Origin of the sequence: Amycolatopsis sp. NBC_01480 (genome assembly GCF_036227205.1) — a bacterium.
In the GTDB taxonomy this organism is placed as follows: Bacteria; Actinomycetota; Actinomycetes; order Mycobacteriales; family Pseudonocardiaceae; genus Amycolatopsis.
This window is the reverse complement of sequence record NZ_CP109442.1, coordinates 4,073,899-4,094,048: the sequence shown is the minus strand read 5'-3', so window position 1 is coordinate 4,094,048 and position 20,150 is coordinate 4,073,899. Positions and strand designations below refer to the sequence as shown.

Sequence of the window (20,150 nt, the reverse complement as noted above, 5' to 3'; positions counted from 1 at the left end):
GGCAACCCGCAGGTGGGTCCGGCAGCCATGGTTGCGGCGCGGGCAGATCCGCTTGCTGCGCAGGCGAATCCGGCAGGCAGGGCAGCCACGCAGGCAGCCCCGGTTGCTGTACAGGCAGCCCCGACCGGGGCGCAGGCAAATCCGGCGGTCCTGGTTGCGGCACAGGCAAATCCGACAGGAACAGCACCGGTCAACCATTGCGGCCGCTCTGCCTGCCATGACGACGGCTCGCCTGCCTCAGGCATCTGGCGCCGTGGGTGCTCGTGTGTCCATGGGCTGTGCTGGCGTCGCGGGGCGCTCGGTGCCGGATACCGCGGTTCGGCCTCGTAGGTCCGTGAGCTGTGCTGGCGTCGCGGGGCCCTCGGTGTCGGATGCCGTCGCTGGGGGTCGCTTGGGCTGAGCAATCGTCGTTGCGGCGGCTCGCTTTTCACGGGCCGCGCGAAAACCGGCTCAAACGGCCGCAGAGCCACGATCTGCCACTTGTCCGGGCTCGGGGCCTCGTTAGCGCTCCCCGGTCGGCAGCCGTCGGATGAAGTACGCGACAGCCACTTGCCAGACGGTGCACAGGTCGCTCCGTCGCCGCAGTGGCCACCAGCTCGAGCCGACCGGGTTCGGGCGGTCCAAGTCAGAACAAACCTGGCTTGAGTGGTCCGACGACGAGTGGTCCGGAGACGAGTGGCCAAACGGCGAATGGCCCAAAGGCGAGTTGGTGAAAGAAGAGCGGGCCAGAACCGACCGTCTCGTCCATCGGCCCCGGCCGCAGGTCTGGCAGTGGCCGTCGGCGGCCAGGTCGTGTTGGCGGAGCAGTGCGCGCCAAGCCGCGGCCAATCTCGGTGCTTCCCCTGGACCGGCGCCACCCCGACGCTGGTCCTGAGCCGTCCCCACGACTCCCTGCAAATACTCCTGTACCCCACCGGCCAGGACACCAAACAAGATCGCGTCCACACCCCTCGTCTCCCCCTCCCCAGGGGTGCCGGCGCGAGCACCAGCCTACCCCATCAAGTCGAACTTGTGTTCGACTGACTCGAGGTTAGTGGAGGGGTCCGACAAAAAACGCCGCCGGCAGAGCCACCACGAGCAGAAACCCGCCGCCAGGGGCAAAAAGCGCTAGAGCTTCACCATCGGCACGCTGCCGATCAGCATCAGCCGGACCTTGCCCGAGGCGCCGAAGTCGATGGTCGCCGTGGAGCGGGGGCCGACGCCGTCGCACGAGACCACTGTGCCGAGGCCGTACTTGTCGTGGCTCACGCGGTCGCCGACGTCCAGCTTCAGGGCCACCGTGTCCTTCCACGCCTTGCCGAACGGCGACGTGGACGAGGTGGACGAGGACGAAGACGGGGACCGGCGGCCCCAGGTGGTCGCCGCGCGCGGGCCCGAGGACGACGAGCCCGAGGACGAGCCGAAGTTCCCGAAGCCCGGGGACGAGGGCTCCAAGCGCCGCCAGTCGACCAGGTCCGGCGGCAGCTCGTCGAGGAAGCGGGAGGCCGGGTTCATCTGCGGCTGCCCCCACGCCGACCGCACCAGGGCGCGCGAGACGTACAGCCTCTCCCGCGCGCGCGTGATCGCGACGTACGCGAGGCGCCGCTCCTCCGCCAGCTCCGTCGGGTCGCCGAGCGCGCGCATGTGCGGGAAGACGCCGTCCTCCCAGCCGGTGCAGAACACCACCGGGTACTCCAGGCCCTTCGCGGTGTGCACGGTCATCAGCGTGACCACGCCCGCGCCGCCGTCGCCCTCCTCGCCGCCGTCCGCGGCCGGGATCGAGTCGGCGTCCGCGACCAGCGACACCCGCTCCAGGAACGCGGGCAGCGAGCCGGGAGCCGGGACGCCGTCGTCCAGCACCAGCTCGGCGTTCTCGTCCTGGGTGACCTCGGCGGTGAACTCGGTGAACTCCCGGGCCACGGTGACGAGCTCGGTCAGGTTCTCCACCCGCGAAGCGTCCTGCGGGTCGTCCGACTCCTCGAGCTCCGCGCGGTAGCCCGTGCGCTCCAGCACGGACTCCAGCAGGTCGTGCACCTCCGCGCCGGAGGCGGCGACCTCGCCCAAGTCGTCGAGCAGCGACACAAACCCGGTGATCGCCTTGGCAGAGCGCGGGTTCAGCAGCGCCACCTTGCCTTCGACGGCGTCGCGCAACGCGGCCGCGAAGGAGATCCGCTCGCGCTCCGCGTGTGTCGCGACGACGGCCTCGGCGCGGTCGCCGATGCCGCGCTTCGGGACGTTCAGGATGCGGCGCAGGCTGACCGTGTCGTCCGGGTTCGCCAGCACCCGCAGGTACGCCAGCATGTCCCGGACCTCGCGCCGCTCGTAGAACCGCACGCCGCCGACGACCTTGTACGGCAGGCCGAGGCGGATGAAGATCTCCTCGAATACCCGCGACTGGTTGTTGGTGCGGTAGAAGACGGCGATGTCGGAGTAGTCCGCCTCGCCCTTCTCCGCCAGCGCGTCGATCTCCCCCGCGACGAACGCCGCCTCGTCGTGGTCGTTGTCCGAGACGTAGCCGACGATCTTCTCGCCGTCGCCGGAATCGGTCCACAGCCGCTTCGCGCGCCGGTTCGGGTTGCGCGCGATCACCGCGTTCGCCGCGGACAGGATCGTCTGCGTGGACCGGTAGTTCTGCTCCAGCAGGATGGTGTGCGCGTTGGGGAAGTCGCGCTCGAACTCCTCGATGTTGCGGATCGTGGCGCCGCGGAACGCGTAGATGGACTGGTCCGCGTCGCCGACCACGCACAGCTCGGCCGGCGGGATGCCGGAGTCGCTCGCCTCGGTGCCCGCCAGCACTCGCACCAGGGTGTACTGCGCGTGGTTCGTGTCCTGGTACTCGTCGACGAGTACGTGGCGGAACCGGCGCCGGTAGTACTCGGCCACGTCCGGGAACGCCTGCAGCAGCGACACCGTGCGCATGATCAGGTCGTCGAAGTCGAACGCGTTGGCCTGGTCGAGCCGGCGCTGGTACTCGCCGTACACCTCGGCCACGCGGCGCTCGAGGTCGTTCGCCGCGTTCGCCGCCGCGTCCTCCGGGCCGACCAGCTCGTTCTTCAGGTTCGAGATGTTCACCGCGAGCGTGCGCGCGGCGTACTTCTTCGGGTCGATGTCCAGGTCCCGCGCGACGAGCGTGATCAGCCGCTTGGTGTCGTCGGAGTCGTAGATGGAGAAGCTCGACGACATGTCCAGCGTCTTCGCCTCGCGGCGCAGGATCCGCACGCACATGGAGTGGAAGGTGGACACCCACATCGCGTTGGCCCGGCGGCCCACGAGCGCCGCGACGCGCTCGCGCATCTCGGCCGCGGCCTTGTTGGTGAACGTGATCGCCATGATCTCGCCGGGGTGCACGCCCCGCTGCCCCAGCAGGTACGCGATCCGGCGGGTCAGCACCCGGGTCTTGCCCGAGCCCGCGCCGGCGACGACGAGCAGCGGGCCGCCCGCGTGGCTGACGGCCTCGCGCTGCGCGGGATTGAGGTCCTCGAGCAGGTCGCCCGCCCCGTTCCGGGCGGTGGAGGGCTTTTCGGCGGGGAGATCGAAGAGGGTGTCCATCGTCTGTCCACGCTACCCCTGGGGTACGACAGGTATTCAACAGCCACAGCCGCGGGCTGCGCTTCTGAACGTACGCCGCGGTGCCGCCTGGCGACCGACGCGCGGAGGCCGCGCGCGGCGGAGCATCGAACGGTATGGACGACAAGATTCCCGCCCGCCTCAGGGCTTCCGACGACGACCGAGAGCGCGTCGCCGCGACGATCCAGGCTGCCGGCGCTGAAGGACGCCTCACCCTGGAGGAGGTCGAAGACCGGCTGAGCACGGTCTACGCGACCCGTTTCACCGACGAGCTCGGCGAGCTCACCACCGACCTCCCGCGGCCGCAGCCCGAGCGAAGGCCGTTCGCCCGCGAAGCGCTGCGAAGCCCGGCGTTGCGGATCCACCTCGGGATCGTGGTGGCGCTCGCGGTGCTGCTGATCGTGCGCTGGGCGGTGTCCGGGGCCGAATTCTTCTGGCCGGCGATGCCGATGTTCTGGCTCTTCATCAGCGTTCTCGTGCACGCGCGCGTGCGTGCGTTCCGGGGCGCGAGCCGGCGGGGACGCGGCGCGCCTGTGCCATACTGATCGGGTGCGGCACTACAGCGAGCGATTTTTTTACGGGACCCGGACTCCGGCTCCCGTGATCGCGTAGTGCCCCACCCGCCATCACCCGCAGCCCCGGAGTCCACGGACCCGGGGCTTTCGCCGTCCCAGGGGCCCGCTGGGAGTCCGGACTTCAGAGAGGTCCCGATGAACGCGCATACGCAGAACGCCGACGGACAGCCCGCCGAGAACACCACGGCGGGCGAGGACATCGCCTCGCTCCGCAAGGAGATCGACTGGCTCGACGCCGAGATCCTGCGGCTGGTCAAACGCCGCGTCGAGGTGTCGAAGACGGTCGGCGCCGCCCGGATGGCCGCCGGCGGCACGAGGATCGTCTACAACCGCGAGATGGACGTGCTGGCCCGCTACCGCGAGCTCGGCCCGGAAGGCCGTCAGCTGGCGATGGCGCTGCTGAACCTGGGCCGCGGGCGGCTGGGCCGGTGAATTTCGGGTGGCATCGGGGACTTCCCCGATTCACGCGGCCGGGAAAACGGGCAGACTGGCCCCATGATTAACGTCATCGCCGTCATCATCGCCATCGCGAGCGTGCTGGCAGCACTGGGCCACGTGGGTTACTTGGCGCTGCTGAACAATGCGGCGGGTAAGCGGGCCGGCGGGGCGCCGGTCGCGCAGTACGTCCGGAGTCGCTGGGCGGTCGCCGGTGGTACCACTGCGGCATCACTGCTGGCCTGGCTCCTCACGAGTGGGGGAACCACCCTCGACATCCTCGCCATCATCATTGCCGCGGGTAGTGGTGCGGTGGCCATGAAGTCCCTTCAGTCGACCCAGACGAAGTACCGCAGCGGAGGGTGACCAGCGCGACCTGCGCTGATAGCACTGCGTAGCGTGAGCCACGCCCATTTGGCCGCGCCCGACAGGGTGAAACCTGTGCAAGTTGCACTTTGCCCCGAGACTTTCGCCCATGGGGTCTTTTACTGTTGGGCCCGTGAGGACCCTTGCGTCTGGGTCGGGATCCGGCCCCTGGACGCGCGGCAGCTGCGGCGCCGTGCGCCCTCTGCCGGATGCGCGTGCAGATGCTCGGGAGTCCGCAAGTGTGGAAGCAAGTGACTCCGTCGGCGCCCCTGCTCCGTTCGGCTTAACCGAGGCGCGGACTCCGTCACGGCCACACCGGGGAAGGGTCGGACGGGCATGACGGGAAACACGATGGGCGGGCCGAGCCACCCGGACAGCCTGGCGGCGGCCGAGGTCACGATGCCGGGCCGCCACCGGCCGCACGGGCCGGACGCCTGGACGCCCGTCGTGCCGCGTCGCGCCGCCGGGAACCACCGGCACCGCCCCGGACCGGACAAGATCGACCCGCCGGCCGTCGGGGCCTTCCCCCCTCCGCGCGCCGAGCAGCAGGCGGCCTTCCCCCCTCCTCGCGCCGAGCAGCAGGCGGCGTTCCCCGCCGCGCGCGGAACGCTCCCGCAGGCCCGGCCTGACTTCCTGGCCGCCCCGCTGCCCCAGCCCCAGAACCCCACCCGGGCAGCCGTCGCCGATGCCTTCCGTCCGGTGGCCGCACGCCGCGACGCCGGTGTGCTGCCCCAGGCCGATGCGGCGTTCCGTCCGCCGGTCTCGCGCGCTACCGGTGTGCTGCCGCAGGGTGACGAGGCCTTCCGGCCGCAGAACCCGCGCGGGGACAGCACTTTCCCGTCGCAGCACCCGCATCGCCGCGATGACGAGGCCTTCCGGCCCCCGGCCGCGCAGGGTTTCCCCCAGCAGCACCAGTCCGGCACGGCCGTCGCGGAAGACGCCGACGCGGCGTTCCGGCCGCCGCAGCGGTCCGGGGCGTTCGAACTGCCCCAGCCGCAGCGACTCGCGGAGCCGGACGACGCCGTGGCCCCGGCACGGCGGGAGCGGGTCGACTTCGGGTCGGCGCCGGCGTCCGGCCGGCTGCCGGGTGAGCCCACTCCGCGAAGCCGGCGGGAGCGCGTCGCCGCCACCGCTGCTTCGCTGCAGCGCCAGACCGACGAGCCGAAGTCCCAGTGGGCCGAGGACGACGAAGAACTCCTGCCCTTCGACGACGAGGCCGATGAGGCCGCAGAGAGCCCCGCCGAACCCCCGCGGCGGCAGCGCGTCACGCTGCGGACCCCGGCCGTGCGACCACGTCAGCGCGAAGAAGACGAGGTCCGGGTGTACGCCGCCCCGGCCGTCGACGGGCTGGGGACGTTCGACCTCGGCTCGGTGCCGGCGTCGGTGACCCCGCCGAAGTCCTGGCGCAAGGCGGCCTGGTTCGCCACCGGCGCATCGGGCGCGGTGGTCGTGGGGCTGCTGTTCGCCGGGACGTTCCTGGTCGGCGGGCCGACCACCACCACGACCACGGAGGCGCTGGGCGGGGGCTGGCCCGGGCGGCAGAACGGCGGCAACCCGCTGTTCATCCCCGACTCCCCCACCGGCGGCCACCACGGCGGCAAGGCCGGCGAGACGCACGACAGCGCCACCAGCAGCCGCCAGGACACCGCCGCGGACGACCCGCGCACGCAACCCGAGGCGGCCGGCAACAGCGGCGCCACGAGCGACGACACGACCTCGGCCGACCCGGTGACCGGCGGCTCCTCGTCCGGCCCGGTCACCACCGGCTCGCCCTCGCACCCGCCGCGGAAGCCGCCGGTCACGCCGGCTCCCCGCGAGACCGAGCCGCAGGTCTACTACAAGACCCCGGCGGCCACCAAGAAAATGGGCGACAACTCGGAGAAGTTCTTCAACACCGTGACCACCGACCCGAGCCAGGCCGCGGCCGTCACCTCCGGCGACCTGCACGACCAGGGCGCCAGCGGCCTGCGCCAGCGGTACTCCGACGTCGCGTACTTCGAGGTCAAGAAGGTGACCATCGACCCGGACCGCGACGTCACGGTGAACACCGTCGAGGTGACCCACACCGACGGCAGCAAGTCCACCGAGCAGCGCACGCTCACTTTCGGGGACGACGGGAAGATCACCGACGACGGCGCCTGAGATCGCGTGATCGCCCAGGTCAGACGCGGCGTTTCGGGCAAGTGCAAGGTTCCCGTTCCGATGCACGTGCGGTGCGGTGAGCGGTTATCCATCGTCCGGCTGGGTGACATAAGCTGCCGCTCGTCGTATGGCGACGGCATTCCGGCGACTGAGCCTGGCGGGTGCCGCCCGTCGCAGGGTTACCTGACGACAACGGGTCCGGTAGCCGACCAAGAATCGGCGGTCCGGACCAACGGCGTACGGCCGAACGGCCGCATCACCGTCCCCCGGAACCCCAGAGCGAGGAACTTCGTGCTTGATCGGCAGCGCACTCGGCGTGAACCAGACGCCGTACGCGTCGAGGACGTGATCCCGCCCGACCTGCTCGACGGCGTCGGCGACGAGGATCGTGACTACCTCGAGCAGGTCGTCCGCGAGCCGCAGAAGTACCTTCCGCCGCGGTCCCGGCGCCCGGTCGCGGTCAGCCGCGCGGAGGAGCCGGTCGAAGAGCTCGAGAGCCGGTTCGCGCGCCGCGCGAAGCTGGTCGGCCTCGTCGGCGCCGGAGCGCTCGTCGCGGGCGCTGTGGTCACCGCGTCGCTGCTCAGCGGCGGCCCGCGCCCCAACGCGCCGGTGACGGCCGAGGAGTCCATTCCCGTCGGGTTCAGCGGCGCCGCCGCGCTCGGAGGCGCGGCCGTGCCGGGCCAGGAGCACCACAGCTCGGGCGGCACCACCCCCGGCCACCGCGGGAGCACCCAGGCCGCGGCGGGCGGCGACACCACCGTCACCACGCCGGACACCGGCAGCATCACCCGCGAGAGCACCGGGCCCAGTTCGTCCACCTCGTCGGGCAGCCCGTCTTCGACAAGCTCTGGCGAGTCCGCCAGCGCCGAGCCGGCCACCGCCGGGACCAAGCTCGCGGCCGTGAAGAAGTTCTACTCGTCGATCGAGCAGAGCCCGAACACCGCGCTCTCCCTGCTCACCCCCGCGCTCGCCGGCGGCGAGGCGGGCAGCCTGGTCCGCGCGTGGAGCGCGATGAGCGCCATCGACGTGCAGGACGTGCGCGTCCAGGACGACGGCTCCGTGCTCGCGGTCGCCGTGCTGCACCAGGCCGACGGCACTTTGGTGCGGGTCACGCAGCTGTTCGACGTCACCGGGCCCGACGTCATTTCCGAGGCCCGGGTACTGTCGGCCGTCGCCTTCGCGTGACCTGCGCATAACACGTGCCGGGAAGACGACCAGAACGTGCCGCGTGTGTGTGCACAGAGTGAACGCCTAGCCTTGTCACGGGCCGGTCTCGGAAAAACCGGCACACGGCCCACGACAGGTGCCTACGCTCCGGTGCTGCGGCGGGTTTGTCGCACCTTCGGGGTGGGCAGGTCCCACCCCGGGAAGTCGGAGCCCCAAAGGGAGGTCGCGTGAGCGACGAGGGTCGTCTGGTCGCCGGCCGCTACCGCGTCATGAGCAAGATCGGCTCGGGCGCGATGGGGGCGGTCTGGCAGGCGCACGACGACGTCCTCGGCCGCACGGTCGCCATCAAGCAGCTGCTGCTGCAGCCGGGCCTCGACGAGCACGCAGCCGAGGACGCCAGGCAGCGCACCATGCGCGAGGGCCGGATCGCCGCGCGCCTGCACCACCCCAACGCGATCTCGGTGTTCGACGTCGTCACCGACGACAACGGCCAGCCCTGCCTGATCATGGAGTACCTCAAGTCCACCAGCCTGGCCGAGGTGCTGCAGGAGCACGGCACGCTGCCGCCGCTGGAGGTCGCGGCGATCGGCGCGCAGATCGCGGCGGCGCTGCGCGAGGCGCACGCGGTCGGGATCGTGCACCGTGACATCAAGCCGGGCAACATCCTGCTCGGCGACAACGGCACGGTGAAGATCACCGACTTCGGCATCTCCCGCGCCAAGGACGACGTCACGGTCACCAAGACCGGGATGATCGCCGGCACCCCCGCGTATCTCGCGCCCGAAGTGGCCATCGGCGGCGACCCCGGCCCCGAGTCCGACGTCTTCTCGCTCGGCTCCACGCTGTACGCCGCGTGCGAGGGCCAGCCGCCGTTCGGGCTGTCGGAGAACACGCTGAGCCTGCTCCACGCGGTCGCGGCCGGGCAGATCAACCCGCCGCGCCAGTCGGGCCCGCTGGCCAGCGTGCTCGCGGTGCTGCTGCACCCCGACGTCCAGCACCGGCCGACCGCCGAGGAGTGCGAGGAGCTGCTGTCCGCCGTCGCGCGCGGCGAGACCCCGCTCGGCGGGTCCGCGGACGAGACCGTGATGACGCCGATGGCGGGCACGCTGGGCGCCGCGGCGATCGCGGGGGCGGCCGGGGCGGGCGCCACCCGGATGCTGGGCGAGGAGGAGATGCCCGCCGGGCACTCCGGCACCCTGCTCGGCGAGCCCGGCCCGGCGCAGCAGTACTACCCCGAGGACGAGTACCCCGCGGGCACCGGCTACCCGGAGAACGACTACGACGGGTACGACCAGTACCACGAGGAGCCGCCGCTCTACGGCGACCCGAGCCGCAACGGGCTGGCCGCCACCCGCGCCGTCCCGGTCGGCCCCGGCACGCCCGGTTACGACGACGAGCCGTACGACGACTACGACGACGAGCCCCCGCCCCCGCGCGCCCACACGAGCCCGGCCGACGAGGACGAGGAACGCCCCGGCGCCTGGAAGAAGCCGGCCATCATCGGCGGGGTCGTGGTGGTGGCGCTGGTCGCGCTCGGCGTCTGGCTGCTGACCCCCAACAACCCGCCGGACGCCTCCCACCAGCAGGCCCCGCCGCAGTCCTCCCCCGCGGTGGTGCCGACCTCGGACGCGTTCCCGTCGACGAGCGAGGCAACCACCAGCTCCGACCAGACGTCTGATTCAGGGGCGTCGTCCTCCGGACGGGCCAGCTCACGGCGGTCCCAGCCGCGGGACACCCCGACCCAGGACAGCCCCACGAAGCCGCCGAAGACGTCGGATCCCTCGACCGCTGAATCGTCGTCTTCAGGGCCGACAGCTACGAAGACGAGCAGCGCCCCGCCCCCGACGTCGAACAACCCATGATCCAGGAAAAGATTTGAGTTCTGAAGGCAGCATCGTCGGCGGCCGGTACCGGCTGGACCAGCCGATCGGCCGTGGTCGCGCGGGCATCGTGTGGCTCGCGTTCGACACCCGGCTGTTCCGCACGGTCGCGATGAAGCGCATGTACCTGCCCGTGGGCCTGCCGCCCGACCGGGCGGAGCAGGCGCGCGCGATGGCGATGCAGGAGGGCAAGGACGCGGCGCGGGTCGAGCACCCGTGCGCGATCACCGTGTTCGACGTGCTGCCCGACGGCCAGGACGTGTGGCTGGTGATGGAGTACATCCCGTCGCGCGGGATGTCGACGTTCCTGGCCGAGCACGGCCGGCTGACGCCCGAGCAGGCCGCGTCGCTGGGCATCCTGCTGGGCGACGCGATGGCGGCGATGCACGCGGCCGGCATCATCCACCGGACGCTGGAGCCGGGCACCGTGCTGCTCGCCGACGACGGCGGGGTGAAGCTCACCGACATCGGCATCACCGGGGGCGGGCCGCACGCCGCCTACCGCGCGCCCGAGGTGACGCGTGGCGGTGCGCCGTCGCCGGCCGCGGACGTGTTCTCGCTGGGCGCCACGCTGTACACGGCCGTCGAGGGGGTGCCGCCGTTCGGCGACGACGGCAACTCGTCCGAGCGGCCGGCGCAGAACGCGGGTGTGCTCACCGGCGCGCTGCGCAAGATGCTGCGGACGGACCCGGCGACCCGGCCGACGATGGCCGACTCGGTGAGTGCGCTCAGCGCCATCACGGAGGGCGGTGAGCAGACTGCGTTCGTGCCGCCGACCGCGCCCGCGATGCCGGCGTCGTGGGCCCAGCCTGGCGCGTCGCAGCCGCCGGGTCTGCTGCAGCCGGGTCTTCACCAGCAGGGCCTGCCGTCCGGTCCGCAGCAGCAGCCGTACTCCGAAATGCCGACGCAGCAGCATCAGCCGCCGGTGCCGTTGATGCAGGTGCCGGTCCAGCAGGTGCCCTACGCGCCCGCGCCGCCGCAGCCGATGGCCCAGCAACCGACCCAGCAGATCTCGCCGCAGCAGGCGCCCATGCCGCCGCAGTCGCCGACAGCCCGGTTCGTCCCCTCACCCGCGCAGCAGGCGGCGACGGCCGAGGCTGCCGCGGAGAAGGCGGCGGCCCGGCGGAAGCTGATCATGACCGTGGCCGCGATCCTGTGCGCCGTGCTGATCGGCATCGGCGTCTCGCAGCTGCTGTTCGTCTGAGCCTTTACCGCGTCTTCCCGGCCGCCTCGCGCATGGCCGCGATCAGCGTCCGCACGGCCGGGCTGCCCGCCGCGCGTGCGGTGACGGCGGCGTAGATCAGCCGGCACGGCTCGGGGTTGCGGATCCGGCGCACGACCACTCCCGGGTGCGGTGTGCCGAGGCCCAGTTCCGGCACCAGCCCGACGCCCAGTCCGGCGGCGATGAACCCTTGCGCGGTCTGGTAATCCTCGGACTCGACCACGACGTTCGGGGAGAAACCCGCCGACGCGCAAGCACTGTCGAGGATCTCCCGGCACATGCCGGGGATCGGGTCGACGCCCACCCACGGCTCGTCGGCCAGGTCGGCCAACGCCACCATCCGCTTGCGCGCGAGCGGATGGGCGCGCGGCAGCACCGCGCGGTACGGGTCGTCGAGCAGGTGCAGGAGCTCGATCCCCTTGGCGGGCGGGTTCGACCGCGGGAACACGACGATGGCCACGTCGGCGCGACCCGACTCGACCTCGGGCAGCGGGTCCTCGGGCTCCACCAGCTTGAGGTCGATCCACACCCCGGGGTGCTCACGGCGGACGGCGGCCACGGCGTGCGGCACCACCGAGGCGCCGGCCGTGGCGAAGTACCGGATCGCCAGCTTTCCGGTGCGCCCCTCCTTCAGCTCGGTGAGCGCGGTTTCGGCGCGCGCCAGCTCCGCGCTGAGCGTCTCGGCGTGTTCGCACAGCAGCGTGCCGGCCGGGGTGGGCCGGACGCCGCGGCCGACGCGTTCCAGCAGTTCGGTGCCCGCCTCGCGTTCCAGTGTCGAGAGCTGCTGGCTGATCGCCGACGGGGTGTACCCGAGGTTCCTGGCCGCGGCGGTGATCGACCCGCTGGTCACCACCGCCCGCAGCACCTGCATCCGCCGCACGTCGAGCATGCCCCGACTCTACAGCTGAGCTTAAGTGTCCCTGCAGTTAATTTCGCTTGTCCTTACGCCTGAGCGAGGCAAAGCTGGCGCTTGATCGTAAGGAGGACGTGGGTGGGCGAGACGAAGACCCTGCTCAGGATCGCCGCGCTGGCGCTGATGTGGGGTTCGAGCTTCTTCTGGATCAAGCTCGGGCTGGCGGCGCTTTCGCCGGTGCAGCTCGTGCTGGCGCGGCTGGTGCTCGGCACCGTGGTGCTGCTGGCGTTGTGCCGGCTCTACCGGCACCGGATGCCCTCGGGCAAGCGCACCTGGGGACACCTTCTCGTGGCCGCGTTCTTCCACAATGCGTTGCCGTTCCTGCTTTTCGCGATCGGCGAGACCACTGTGGACTCCGGCATCACCGGCGTGCTGAACTCGACGACGCCGCTGTGGGTGCTGGTGGTGGCGCCGTTCCTGGGCGTGCCGAACCGGATGACGGGCACCCGCGTGGCAGGCCTGGTGCTGGGGCTCGGCGGGATCCTGCTGATCTTCGCCCCGTGGCAGGCTTCGGGCCTGCTGAGCTGGGGCGCGCTGGGCTGCCTCGCGGCGGCGGCGAGCTACGGCTTCGCGTTCGTCTACGAGGGCCGCTACCTGTCCGGCACGGGTACCTCGCCGTACGCGCTGTCCGGCGGGCAAATGCTGCTGGCGACCGGTTTCCTGCTGCTGGTGCTGCCGTTCGGCGGGTTGACGCCGGTGCACCTGAGCCCGCTGCCGCTGATCGCGATCACGGTGCTGGGCGTCGGCTCCACCGGGATCGCGTTCGCGCTCAACTACCAACTGCTGGCCAGTGAGGGCGCCGTGGCCGCGTCCGTGGTCGGCTACCTGCTGCCGGTCGTCTCGGTGCTGCTGGGCGCGGTGTTCCTGCACGAGCAGCTGAGCCTGCGGGTGATCGCGGGCATGGTGGTGGTGCTCGCGGGCGTCGCGTTGACGCGGTTGAAGCGCAAGACCGCACCCATGGCCGGTGCCCTCGCCGAAACGGTGGCACCGGAGCGGGCCGACTTGGTGTAGCGGATGACGCTTTCGCTACATTCAGCGCAGGGAAAGCGTCATCCGCTACACCGCGGCAACCCTCACACGAGACGGCGGTCCGAAGCCCAGCGGGACAGCTCGTAGCGGTTCGAAAGCTGCGTCTTGCGCAGGACGCTCGACACGTGCGTCTCCACCGTCTTCACCGAAATGAACAGCTCCGACGCGATCTCCTTGTACGCGTAACCGCGCGCGAGCAGGCGCAGGACGTCTCGCTCACGCGGGGTGAGCAGGTCCAGCTCCGGGTCGTTGATCGGCGCGGAGCCGGGGCGGTCGGCGAACGCGTCGAGCACGAAACCGGCCAGGCGCGGGGAAAACACCGCGTCGCCGTCGGCCACGCGAACCACCGCGCGCACCAGCTCCTTGGAGGAGATGGTCTTGGTGACGTAGCCGCGCGCGCCGGAGCGGATCACGGCGATCACGTCTTCGGCCGCGTCGGACACCGAAAGCGCGAGGAACACCACGTCCGGCAGCTCGGGACGCACGCGGCGCAGGACTTCGGCGCCACCGCCGTCGGGCATGTGGACGTCGAGCAGCACCACCTGCGGCTTGGTGCGGACGATGCCGGTGACGGCGTCCGCCACGGACCCCGCCTCGCCGACCACCCGCACCTCGTCGGTGATGGAGTCGAGCTCGGTGCGGACCCCGGCGCGGAAGAGCGCGTGGTCGTCCACGAGGAAGACCTTGACCGGCTCTCGCTGGCTCTCCGTCACGACACCACTCCCTCGCTCCGACTGCTCCTGCGGCGAGCATAGCGAGCTCACGCCGGCACCTTGCCGGTTTTGACCGGCATGGCCAGCTGGACCTCGGTGCCCTCGCCCGGCGCGGTCCGCAGTTTGCAGGTGCCGCCGTGGCGCTCCATGCGGCCGCGGATCGAGTCGGCGAGCCCGTGGCGGTCGGCCGGGACGACGTCCGGGTCGAAGCCCTTGCCGCGGTCGCGGACGAACACGGTGACCGACGTCGGCTCCACCTCGGCGTACACGCTGACCTCGTCGACGCCGGCGTGCTTGGCCGCGTTGACGATCGCCTCGCGCGCGGCCTGGACCAGCGCCGTGAGCGGCTCGTTCAGCTCCGCTTCGCCGACCACGACCTGGCCGACGGAGATCGCGAACTGGTCCTCGACCTCCCCGCAGGCGGCGGCGAGCGCCTCGGACAGCTGACGGCCGCCCTCGTCCTGCTCCTCGGGCTTCTTCTCGCTGGGCTTGCCGTAGCCGTTGGGCCCGTACAGCCAGCCGCGCAGCTCGCGCTCCTGGCCGCGGGCCAGCCGCGCGACCTCACGCGGCTGGTCGGAATGCTTCTGGATCAACGCGAGCGTCTGCAGCACGGAGTCGTGCAGATGAGCGGCGATCTCGGCGCGCTCGTCGGTGCGGATGCGCGCGCGGCGCTCGTCGCCGAGGTCGCGGACCAGGCGCAGCCAGAACGGGACCGTCAGCACCGCGACGCCGAACAGCGTCGCCAGCACCGCGAGCAGCGCGAACTGGACCTGGTCGAAGCTGCCGCTCTGGAACACGACGACGCCGATGCCGGTGGCCACCAGCGCGACGCCGGCCAGGATGCGGATGATCGCCGAGCGGCGGCCGCCCCCGCCGACCAGCGCACCGGTGACGCCGTCCCGCGCGCCGGCCCGCCAGCGGCGGCGCTGCGACTCGTCCGCCTCCCGCCAGACCACCGCCGCCCCGAGCATCGCCAGGGCCAACGGCACGGCGACCCAGCCGCGGATGGCACCGGTGAGCGTGCTGAACGCGATGGCGAGGCCGATGCCGAGGGCGATCAGGCCGTACGCCTGCTGACGGTCCTTCGCGTTGGTCTTCGGGGTTTCGCCCTCTTCGGCGCGCTGCCGCACGAAGACCCACAGCAGGCCGTACGCGAGCATCCCGGCGCCGTTCAGCGCCGCCAGCAGGGCGAACACGGTGCGGACCCACACCACCGGCACGCCAAGGTGGTCCGCGAGCCCGCCGGCGACACCGGCCACCGCCCGCCCGGACCGGCGCCGGTACATCTTCGGCGGCGTCGCGGGCTCAGGCAGGCCCGCGGGCAGCACGGCCGTGACCGAGGCGGACGGCGCGGGCGCGTCCGGCCCGCTTCCGTCCGGCCCGGTCGCGGCCGGCTGAGTCACCTGCTCGGCGGTGTTGTTGTCGAGGGAGTCCTGCACGCCGTCCATGGTCACACGGCGGGCCGTCCGGTGGCATCGGGGAAGCCCCCGATGCACTACCCCGAGCCGGTCAGCGCGGCCCGTAGACGAGGCTCGACGACGACGGGCCGGCGCAGACGTAGTCCCAGCTGATCGACTCGCAGCCGTCCGGCACCGGCCACCACTTGCGGGTGTCCTTGGGGACGTTCGCCAGCGAGATCGGCGCCTGCTCGTGGTTGAAGTACAGGTGCAGGTCGGCCAGGTCCTGATAGCCGGCGCTGAGCGCGAACCAGACGTCGCCGACGATCTGCGAGGTCTTGCGCGTCTCGATGGTGCGGTGGTGGAACTGCCGGTCGCCGCTCGGCGGGTACTCGTGGTCCTGTGGTCCGGGCATGTCGTCCTCCTGTTCGGGTGGGGTGAACCGCGCCCCGAGGCCGCCGAGCGCGGCTGCGCACCTGGCCTCGGACGCGACGATCTCGAAGTGCATGCCGTCCTTGCGGCCGACGTAGTCGCCGCCCCAGCGCACGCAGCCCGCGGCTTCGGCGAGCAGGGCGTGGATCTCGTCGATCTGGGCCGCGCTGTAGTTCGCGGACGGCGCGGTGCCGAGCGGGTGCCGAGGCGCGTTCAGGTCGATCGCGGTGCCGCTGGCGTGGTTGGACAGGTCCTGGCCGCCGACCACGTCCCGGAACGCGTAGCCCCAGCACCCCGGCCACTCCAGGGCCTCGACGCGGCTGTGGAACTGCTCGCCGACCCACGCCAGCAGATCACCGGTCGCACCGGCGCGGAGCGGCACGGTGCCGCCGGGCAGCTCGCGGCTGACGGGGTCGATCGGAGCGCTGTACCCGTTCTGGGAAGTCCTCATGGCTGCACCACCTTTCACCGGACGGAGTCCGCGAACGGTGGTGGTGATACGTATTCGGCCGGCGCGATTTTCGCGCGGGCTCAGCGGAAGCCGGCGGTCGCCACCACTTCCGGCTTGTCGTCCGGCGCCGGGGCCATCGAGTAGGTGATCTCCGCCGACACGAGATCGCCTTGATTGCGGGCGTCCTGCAGGGGAATCTGCCAGGGCCGGCCGGCGTCGACGGGAAACGGGTCCGCGCTGTGGTCGAGGGCCTGGAGCGTGTTGGTCCCGGTGTCGGGCGTCGGGCCGAAGAGCGCCACTTTCGACACGTACATCCGCACCCAGCCGACGGTGATGACCAGCTCGGCCGCGGTCTTCGGCACGATCAGCGTGACGGAGCGGGTGCGCGCGCCGTCCGTGGGCAGCAGTTCGCGGTCGGGCATGTCTTCCTCCGTGAGATGGCTGGTGAGGTAGGCGTCGGTGTAACTCCAGTCGAGGTCGACCCCCTGGGCGCTGATGCCGGAGATGGAGCCGCTCGAGCTGTACTGGTGGATGTCGTAGCGGCCGGCCGCCGCGTCGGGCCGCGCGCCGTAACGGGCGATCCAGATGACCAGGTCCGGCACCGCCCAGGTGTCGGGGCGGATGAGCTTCGCCAGCGCGTTGTTCAGGTACACGCCGGGCCGGTATCCCTGCGCGGCGACGCGATTGCAGAACGCCGTGCCGAACGCGGCCTTCTGGTCGTCCGGGATGTTCGGCAGGCTGGAGGACGCCGGGTTGTCCTCGAGGTCCAGCATCGGGACGCAGCCGTTGGCGCCGAGCCGCGCGACCTCGCCGAGCAGGATGTCCGCCTGCGTCTCCGGCGCCGGGCTCGCCTGCACGAAGTGATAGCCACCGACCGGGATCCCGACGGACTTGGCGCCGTTCACCTCGTTGTCCCCGGCGCCCCCGACCGGCATGCCCCCGCCATCGGACAGCTTCACGTAAACGAACTCGACCCCGGCCCCTTGGACGGCCGGCCAGCTGGTCACCGTCTGGAACGACCGGTAGATGTCGATACCGAGTGCCATCACGGCACCACCTTCCATGGCGTGGAGGGCCGCCGATCTTGCCACTTTCCCCGTCGGCGCGAATCCGGCGGGCGGGTAGTTGTTCGGCTACTTTCCGCAACAGTGAAATGCTCCGACTTGCTGTCATCGGTCGGAAACACTCGGTAGCCTGACCGGAGGATTGAGCAACGGCATGAAGCAGGGGTGAGGGGCATGACGGGGGCGCACTTCGGCGCGGCGGGTTCTGCCGGTTCAGGTAAGCCGTCCGCGTCTGGAGACGCTGGGCAAGACTTCCTGTCAGGCCTGCTGGCAGGCCCGACAGACACGGCGGCCGCACAGAAGGTGAACACTGGCGGCGCGGAGCTGAAGAGTCTTGCGGAAAAGGGCTCATTCGCCGTGAACGAGGCCGGGCTCCAGGCTTACGTCAAGGCTTGTAACTTCTTTCTCGAAGGTTACGACAGGATGTACCAAGACGTGCAGATGCTTAGCCAAGCAGCGCAGATGGGCTCGTCCCCATACGCCCACGCGGTCGCGGACTTCAACGTCAAAGTCGCCAACGGAGATCCACAGTCACTGCTGCCGAACCTCGAGCTCATGAGGAAAGGCGTCGAACAGGCACGCGATGCTCTGACCATCGCGCGGAAGAACTACCGTGAGACCGAAGACGCGCACAGCACCTCCTTCGCCGAACTCAACAAGGAACTGAACGACAAGTGAGCACACCGGGAACCAGGAACCTCCTGCTGCCAGTGGCGGCCACCGCAATCCTGCTCGCCGGATGCGACAGTTCAGTCGACGGGGCGGCCACGCCCAGCGCTCCATCGACATCGACGCGGACCAGCAGTCCAGCCTCGGCAAACCCGTTCTCCGGAATGGACCCGTGTGCCCTGGTCGACCGGCTCCTCGCCGGAAAAGGGTTCCCCAAGGCAACTCCCACCGTCGCCGACTCAAAGCGCTCCTGCGCAGCCCAGAAACCGAACGTCGGAACCACAGATGGCGCCGACGTCGGAATAGCACTGCAAAACGGCCAGCTCTATACCGACAACATCAACAACCCCAGCACAGCGCGACGAGGCGACGTAAACGGGCGCCCGTCCATCGAACAACCCGAGCCGCTCGGCTCACCGGGCCAGTGCCAGGTCGGCATGGCCGTGGCCCCGAACTCACGCGCGCTGGTGCTCGTCACCGGCGGCTCCGACACCGCTGTCTCCTGCCAAACCGCCGAAGACCTGGCCACCAAGCTGGAGCCCCTCCTGCCACCGGCCTGACCCCGCCACGAGCCGGAACCACTGCTCCCGAAGAGCCGAGAGGAACTCGTCATGAGTGAGTCGCATCGGGCCGAGCATCAGCAGTCCGCCGGGGACTACTACGCGCAGACGCAGCAGCGTTTACAGCAGAACGCCGCGCGTTTCGGCTCGGAGGATCGGCCCAGCGCCGAAAAGGGCATCACCGGCGAGACCCAGAAAGAGGCTTCCGCCTACTCGGTCACTCAGGGCAACCAGCTGCTCGAAGGCCAGACTACGCGTGACGACGCTCCCGTGCCGGGCCAGAACTACGCGGCCGCATCGCACGAAGACCTCTACAACATGGTCCACCAAGGCCTCGATCTCGAAGAAATCAATGACCGAAGCCGGGTCACCAACACCTACGGCAACTGGCTCGCCGACGCCTCCAATGCCTTCCGCGACGCCGCGAACACGGCCGGCGCGTCCTGGCAGGGTGGGGCGGCCTCTCAGGCCAACTCGTTCTTCCAGAGCACCGCCAGCCACACCGAGCAGACCGGCAACGCGATGCAGCTGGTGTCGAACCGGTACTCGCAGCAGTCGGCGGCCGCGGATTACGCGCAGAAGAACATGCCCGAGCCGACTGGCTTCAACCAGCAAGCCGAGATCAACAAAGCGACCACGCAGCTCAGCAATGGCGATCCCGCCGGCAGCGCGCTCACCATGAACAACGTCGCGAACAAGCAGCAGCAGGCGGACGCCGCGCATCAGCATGCCGTGCAGGTCATGCAGGGGCTGGACAGCACCTACCACGGCACAGCGACCACCCAGCCGACCTACGCGCCGCCTCCGCAGATCGGCGCGCCGGACAGCAGCACCCACATCAGCAGCGCCGATTCCGGCGGCGGTGTCGGCACGCACGGGTCCGGGGTCGGGGCGCCCGGGGGCAGCAGTTACAACCCGGCGGGCGGCCAGCCTGGTGGCGGGCAGCCCGGAGTGGGCACCGGTGGGGCTGGGTCGTCGTACACGCCTGGGTCCGGTGCCAGTACCGGAGCAGGCAACATCGGTGGGCCACCCGGGGGTGGCGGCGGGTTCCGCGGCCCCGGCGGTGGCGGCGGTTTCGGCCGGGTCACCCCCGACGCGCTGGCGATGGGCGGTCCGCCCGGTGGCGGCGGCAGCGGGGGTGGCGACATCACCCGCAGCCGGCCGGGGATCGGGAGCGGGCGGTCCGGCGGTGGGTTCGCGGGCAGCCGCGTGTCCGGTGGCGGGTACAAGCCCGGCGAGGTCGAAGAGCCTGGCAAAGGCACCGGCAAGGGTGCTGCCGGCGAGCGGCTCGAACGTGGGGGCACCGCCGCGGCGAACGCAGGCAAAGTCGGCAAAGCGGGCGAGGGCGGAGCCGCGGGCAACGCCGCCGGCAAGAAGAAGGAAGAGGACAAGGAACACAAGAACAAAATCCCGACCCAGGTCGACCCCGACGAGGTCTTCGAGGTCCGACCCGAACGCGGCCCCGACGGCGAGAAAATCACCCCACCGGTGATCGGCGGCTAACAGCACGAAAGAAGCGGGCCCACGTCGGCACCACCGAAGAAGGCCCCGGACATCCGGGGCCTTCTTCGGTGGTATGAGTGGGTTTC

At 70.9% G+C, this 20,150-nt stretch carries 17 protein-coding genes; 11 read left to right on the top strand and 6 right to left on the bottom strand.

Annotated features, from left to right (window positions below; all coding sequences use genetic code 11):
- Window positions 1-1,107 precede the first annotated feature (1,107 nt).
- The gene (gene pcrA, locus OG371_RS19680) at window positions 1,108-3,528 is read right to left on the bottom strand and encodes a DNA helicase PcrA (RefSeq protein WP_329071246.1); all 2,421 of its coding nucleotides are present in this window, start codon (window positions 3,526-3,528) and stop codon (window positions 1,108-1,110) included.
- Window positions 3,529-3,662: 134 nt separating this feature from the next.
- Between pcrA and OG371_RS19675 the strand changes: the two genes are divergently transcribed.
- From OG371_RS19675 to OG371_RS19645, 7 genes are all read left to right on the top strand, one after another.
- Window positions 3,663-4,091 carry a DUF1707 SHOCT-like domain-containing protein gene (locus tag OG371_RS19675; RefSeq protein WP_329071244.1) on the top strand — a complete coding sequence of 143 codons (429 nt, stop codon included), beginning with the start codon at window positions 3,663-3,665 and terminating at the stop codon, window positions 4,089-4,091.
- Between the two features lie 165 nt (window positions 4,092-4,256).
- Window positions 4,257-4,553 (top strand): chorismate mutase, encoded by a 297-nt coding sequence (locus OG371_RS19670; RefSeq protein ID WP_329071242.1) that lies wholly within the window; start codon window positions 4,257-4,259, stop codon window positions 4,551-4,553.
- Window positions 4,554-4,616: 63 nt separating this feature from the next.
- Window positions 4,617-4,922 carry a hypothetical protein gene (locus OG371_RS19665; RefSeq protein ID WP_329071240.1) on the top strand — a complete coding sequence of 102 codons (306 nt, stop codon included), beginning with the start codon at window positions 4,617-4,619 and terminating at the stop codon, window positions 4,920-4,922.
- 336 nt (window positions 4,923-5,258) lie between these two features.
- Complete coding sequence (locus OG371_RS19660) at window positions 5,259-7,064, top strand: hypothetical protein (RefSeq protein ID WP_329071238.1); 1,806 nt, start codon at window positions 5,259-5,261, stop codon at window positions 7,062-7,064.
- A gap of 291 nt (window positions 7,065-7,355) precedes the next feature.
- Window positions 7,356-8,249: a hypothetical protein gene (locus tag OG371_RS19655; RefSeq protein ID WP_329071236.1), complete on the top strand. Its 894-nt coding sequence runs from the start codon at window positions 7,356-7,358 to the stop codon at window positions 8,247-8,249.
- Window positions 8,250-8,458: 209 nt separating this feature from the next.
- Entirely contained in the window at window positions 8,459-10,093 is a 1,635-nt protein-coding gene (locus OG371_RS19650; protein WP_329071234.1) for a serine/threonine-protein kinase, read from the top strand.
- A 13-nt stretch (window positions 10,094-10,106) separates the two neighbouring features.
- Window positions 10,107-11,315, top strand: a complete 1,209-nt coding sequence (locus OG371_RS19645; protein WP_329071232.1) for a serine/threonine-protein kinase — start codon at window positions 10,107-10,109, stop codon at window positions 11,313-11,315.
- A 4-nt stretch (window positions 11,316-11,319) separates the two neighbouring features.
- Here OG371_RS19645 and OG371_RS19640 read toward each other — a convergent pair whose 3' ends face one another.
- Complete coding sequence (locus tag OG371_RS19640) at window positions 11,320-12,222, bottom strand: LysR family transcriptional regulator (RefSeq protein WP_329071230.1); 903 nt, start codon at window positions 12,220-12,222, stop codon at window positions 11,320-11,322.
- A 102-nt stretch (window positions 12,223-12,324) separates the two neighbouring features.
- On the opposite strand from OG371_RS19640, the gene OG371_RS19635 reads away from it, so the two are divergent.
- On the top strand, window positions 12,325-13,257 hold the full coding sequence (locus tag OG371_RS19635; RefSeq protein WP_329071228.1) for a DMT family transporter: 933 nt from the start codon (window positions 12,325-12,327) through the stop codon (window positions 13,255-13,257).
- A gap of 62 nt (window positions 13,258-13,319) precedes the next feature.
- Here the strand turns inward: OG371_RS19635 and OG371_RS19630 are convergent, their stop codons facing one another.
- From OG371_RS19630 to OG371_RS19615, 4 genes are all read right to left on the bottom strand, one after another.
- A complete protein-coding gene (locus OG371_RS19630; protein ID WP_329071226.1) occupies window positions 13,320-13,988 on the bottom strand; it encodes a response regulator transcription factor in 669 nt (222 codons plus the stop codon).
- A gap of 47 nt (window positions 13,989-14,035) precedes the next feature.
- A complete protein-coding gene (locus OG371_RS19625; protein WP_329071224.1) occupies window positions 14,036-15,436 on the bottom strand; it encodes a PspC domain-containing protein in 1,401 nt (466 codons plus the stop codon).
- A gap of 61 nt (window positions 15,437-15,497) precedes the next feature.
- Window positions 15,498-16,268, bottom strand: a complete 771-nt coding sequence (locus tag OG371_RS19620) for a M15 family metallopeptidase (RefSeq protein ID WP_329071222.1) — start codon at window positions 16,266-16,268, stop codon at window positions 15,498-15,500.
- Window positions 16,269-16,348: 80 nt separating this feature from the next.
- Window positions 16,349-17,314, bottom strand: a complete 966-nt coding sequence (locus OG371_RS19615; RefSeq protein WP_329071220.1) for a glycoside hydrolase family 25 protein — start codon at window positions 17,312-17,314, stop codon at window positions 16,349-16,351.
- Window positions 17,315-17,506: 192 nt separating this feature from the next.
- Between OG371_RS19615 and OG371_RS19610 the strand changes: the two genes are divergently transcribed.
- Genes OG371_RS19610 through OG371_RS19600 form a run of 3 tightly spaced genes read left to right on the top strand, consistent with a single transcriptional unit; the run spans window position 17,507 to window position 20,064 of the window.
- Entirely contained in the window at window positions 17,507-18,010 is a 504-nt protein-coding gene (locus OG371_RS19610; protein WP_329071218.1) for a hypothetical protein, read from the top strand.
- Window positions 18,007-18,561, top strand: a complete 555-nt coding sequence (locus OG371_RS19605; protein ID WP_329071216.1) for a DUF3558 family protein — start codon at window positions 18,007-18,009, stop codon at window positions 18,559-18,561. The genes OG371_RS19610 and OG371_RS19605 overlap by 4 nt, the downstream gene beginning before the upstream one ends.
- A gap of 51 nt (window positions 18,562-18,612) precedes the next feature.
- Window positions 18,613-20,064: a hypothetical protein gene (locus OG371_RS19600; RefSeq protein ID WP_329071214.1), complete on the top strand. Its 1,452-nt coding sequence runs from the start codon at window positions 18,613-18,615 to the stop codon at window positions 20,062-20,064.
- Window positions 20,065-20,150 lie beyond the last annotated feature (86 nt).

Excerpts from the sequence above, each read along its gene's own strand:
- pcrA (WP_329071246.1), bottom strand. The coding sequence starts at position 3,528 with ATGGACACCCTCTTCGATCTCCCCGCCGAAAAGCCCTCCACCGCCCGG.
- OG371_RS19675 (WP_329071244.1), top strand. The coding sequence starts at position 3,663 with ATGGACGACAAGATTCCCGCCCGCCTCAGGGCTTCCGACGACGACCGA.
- OG371_RS19670 (WP_329071242.1), top strand. The coding sequence starts at position 4,257 with ATGAACGCGCATACGCAGAACGCCGACGGACAGCCCGCCGAGAACACC.
- OG371_RS19665 (WP_329071240.1), top strand. The coding sequence starts at position 4,617 with ATGATTAACGTCATCGCCGTCATCATCGCCATCGCGAGCGTGCTGGCA.
- OG371_RS19660 (WP_329071238.1), top strand. The coding sequence starts at position 5,259 with ATGACGGGAAACACGATGGGCGGGCCGAGCCACCCGGACAGCCTGGCG.
- OG371_RS19640 (WP_329071230.1), bottom strand. The coding sequence starts at position 12,222 with ATGCTCGACGTGCGGCGGATGCAGGTGCTGCGGGCGGTGGTGACCAGC.
- OG371_RS19625 (WP_329071224.1), bottom strand. The coding sequence starts at position 15,436 with ATGGACGGCGTGCAGGACTCCCTCGACAACAACACCGCCGAGCAGGTG.
- OG371_RS19620 (WP_329071222.1), bottom strand. The coding sequence starts at position 16,268 with ATGAGGACTTCCCAGAACGGGTACAGCGCTCCGATCGACCCCGTCAGC.
- OG371_RS19615 (WP_329071220.1), bottom strand. The coding sequence starts at position 17,314 with ATGGCACTCGGTATCGACATCTACCGGTCGTTCCAGACGGTGACCAGC.
- OG371_RS19610 (WP_329071218.1), top strand. The coding sequence starts at position 17,507 with ATGACGGGGGCGCACTTCGGCGCGGCGGGTTCTGCCGGTTCAGGTAAG.
- OG371_RS19600 (WP_329071214.1), top strand. The coding sequence starts at position 18,613 with ATGAGTGAGTCGCATCGGGCCGAGCATCAGCAGTCCGCCGGGGACTAC.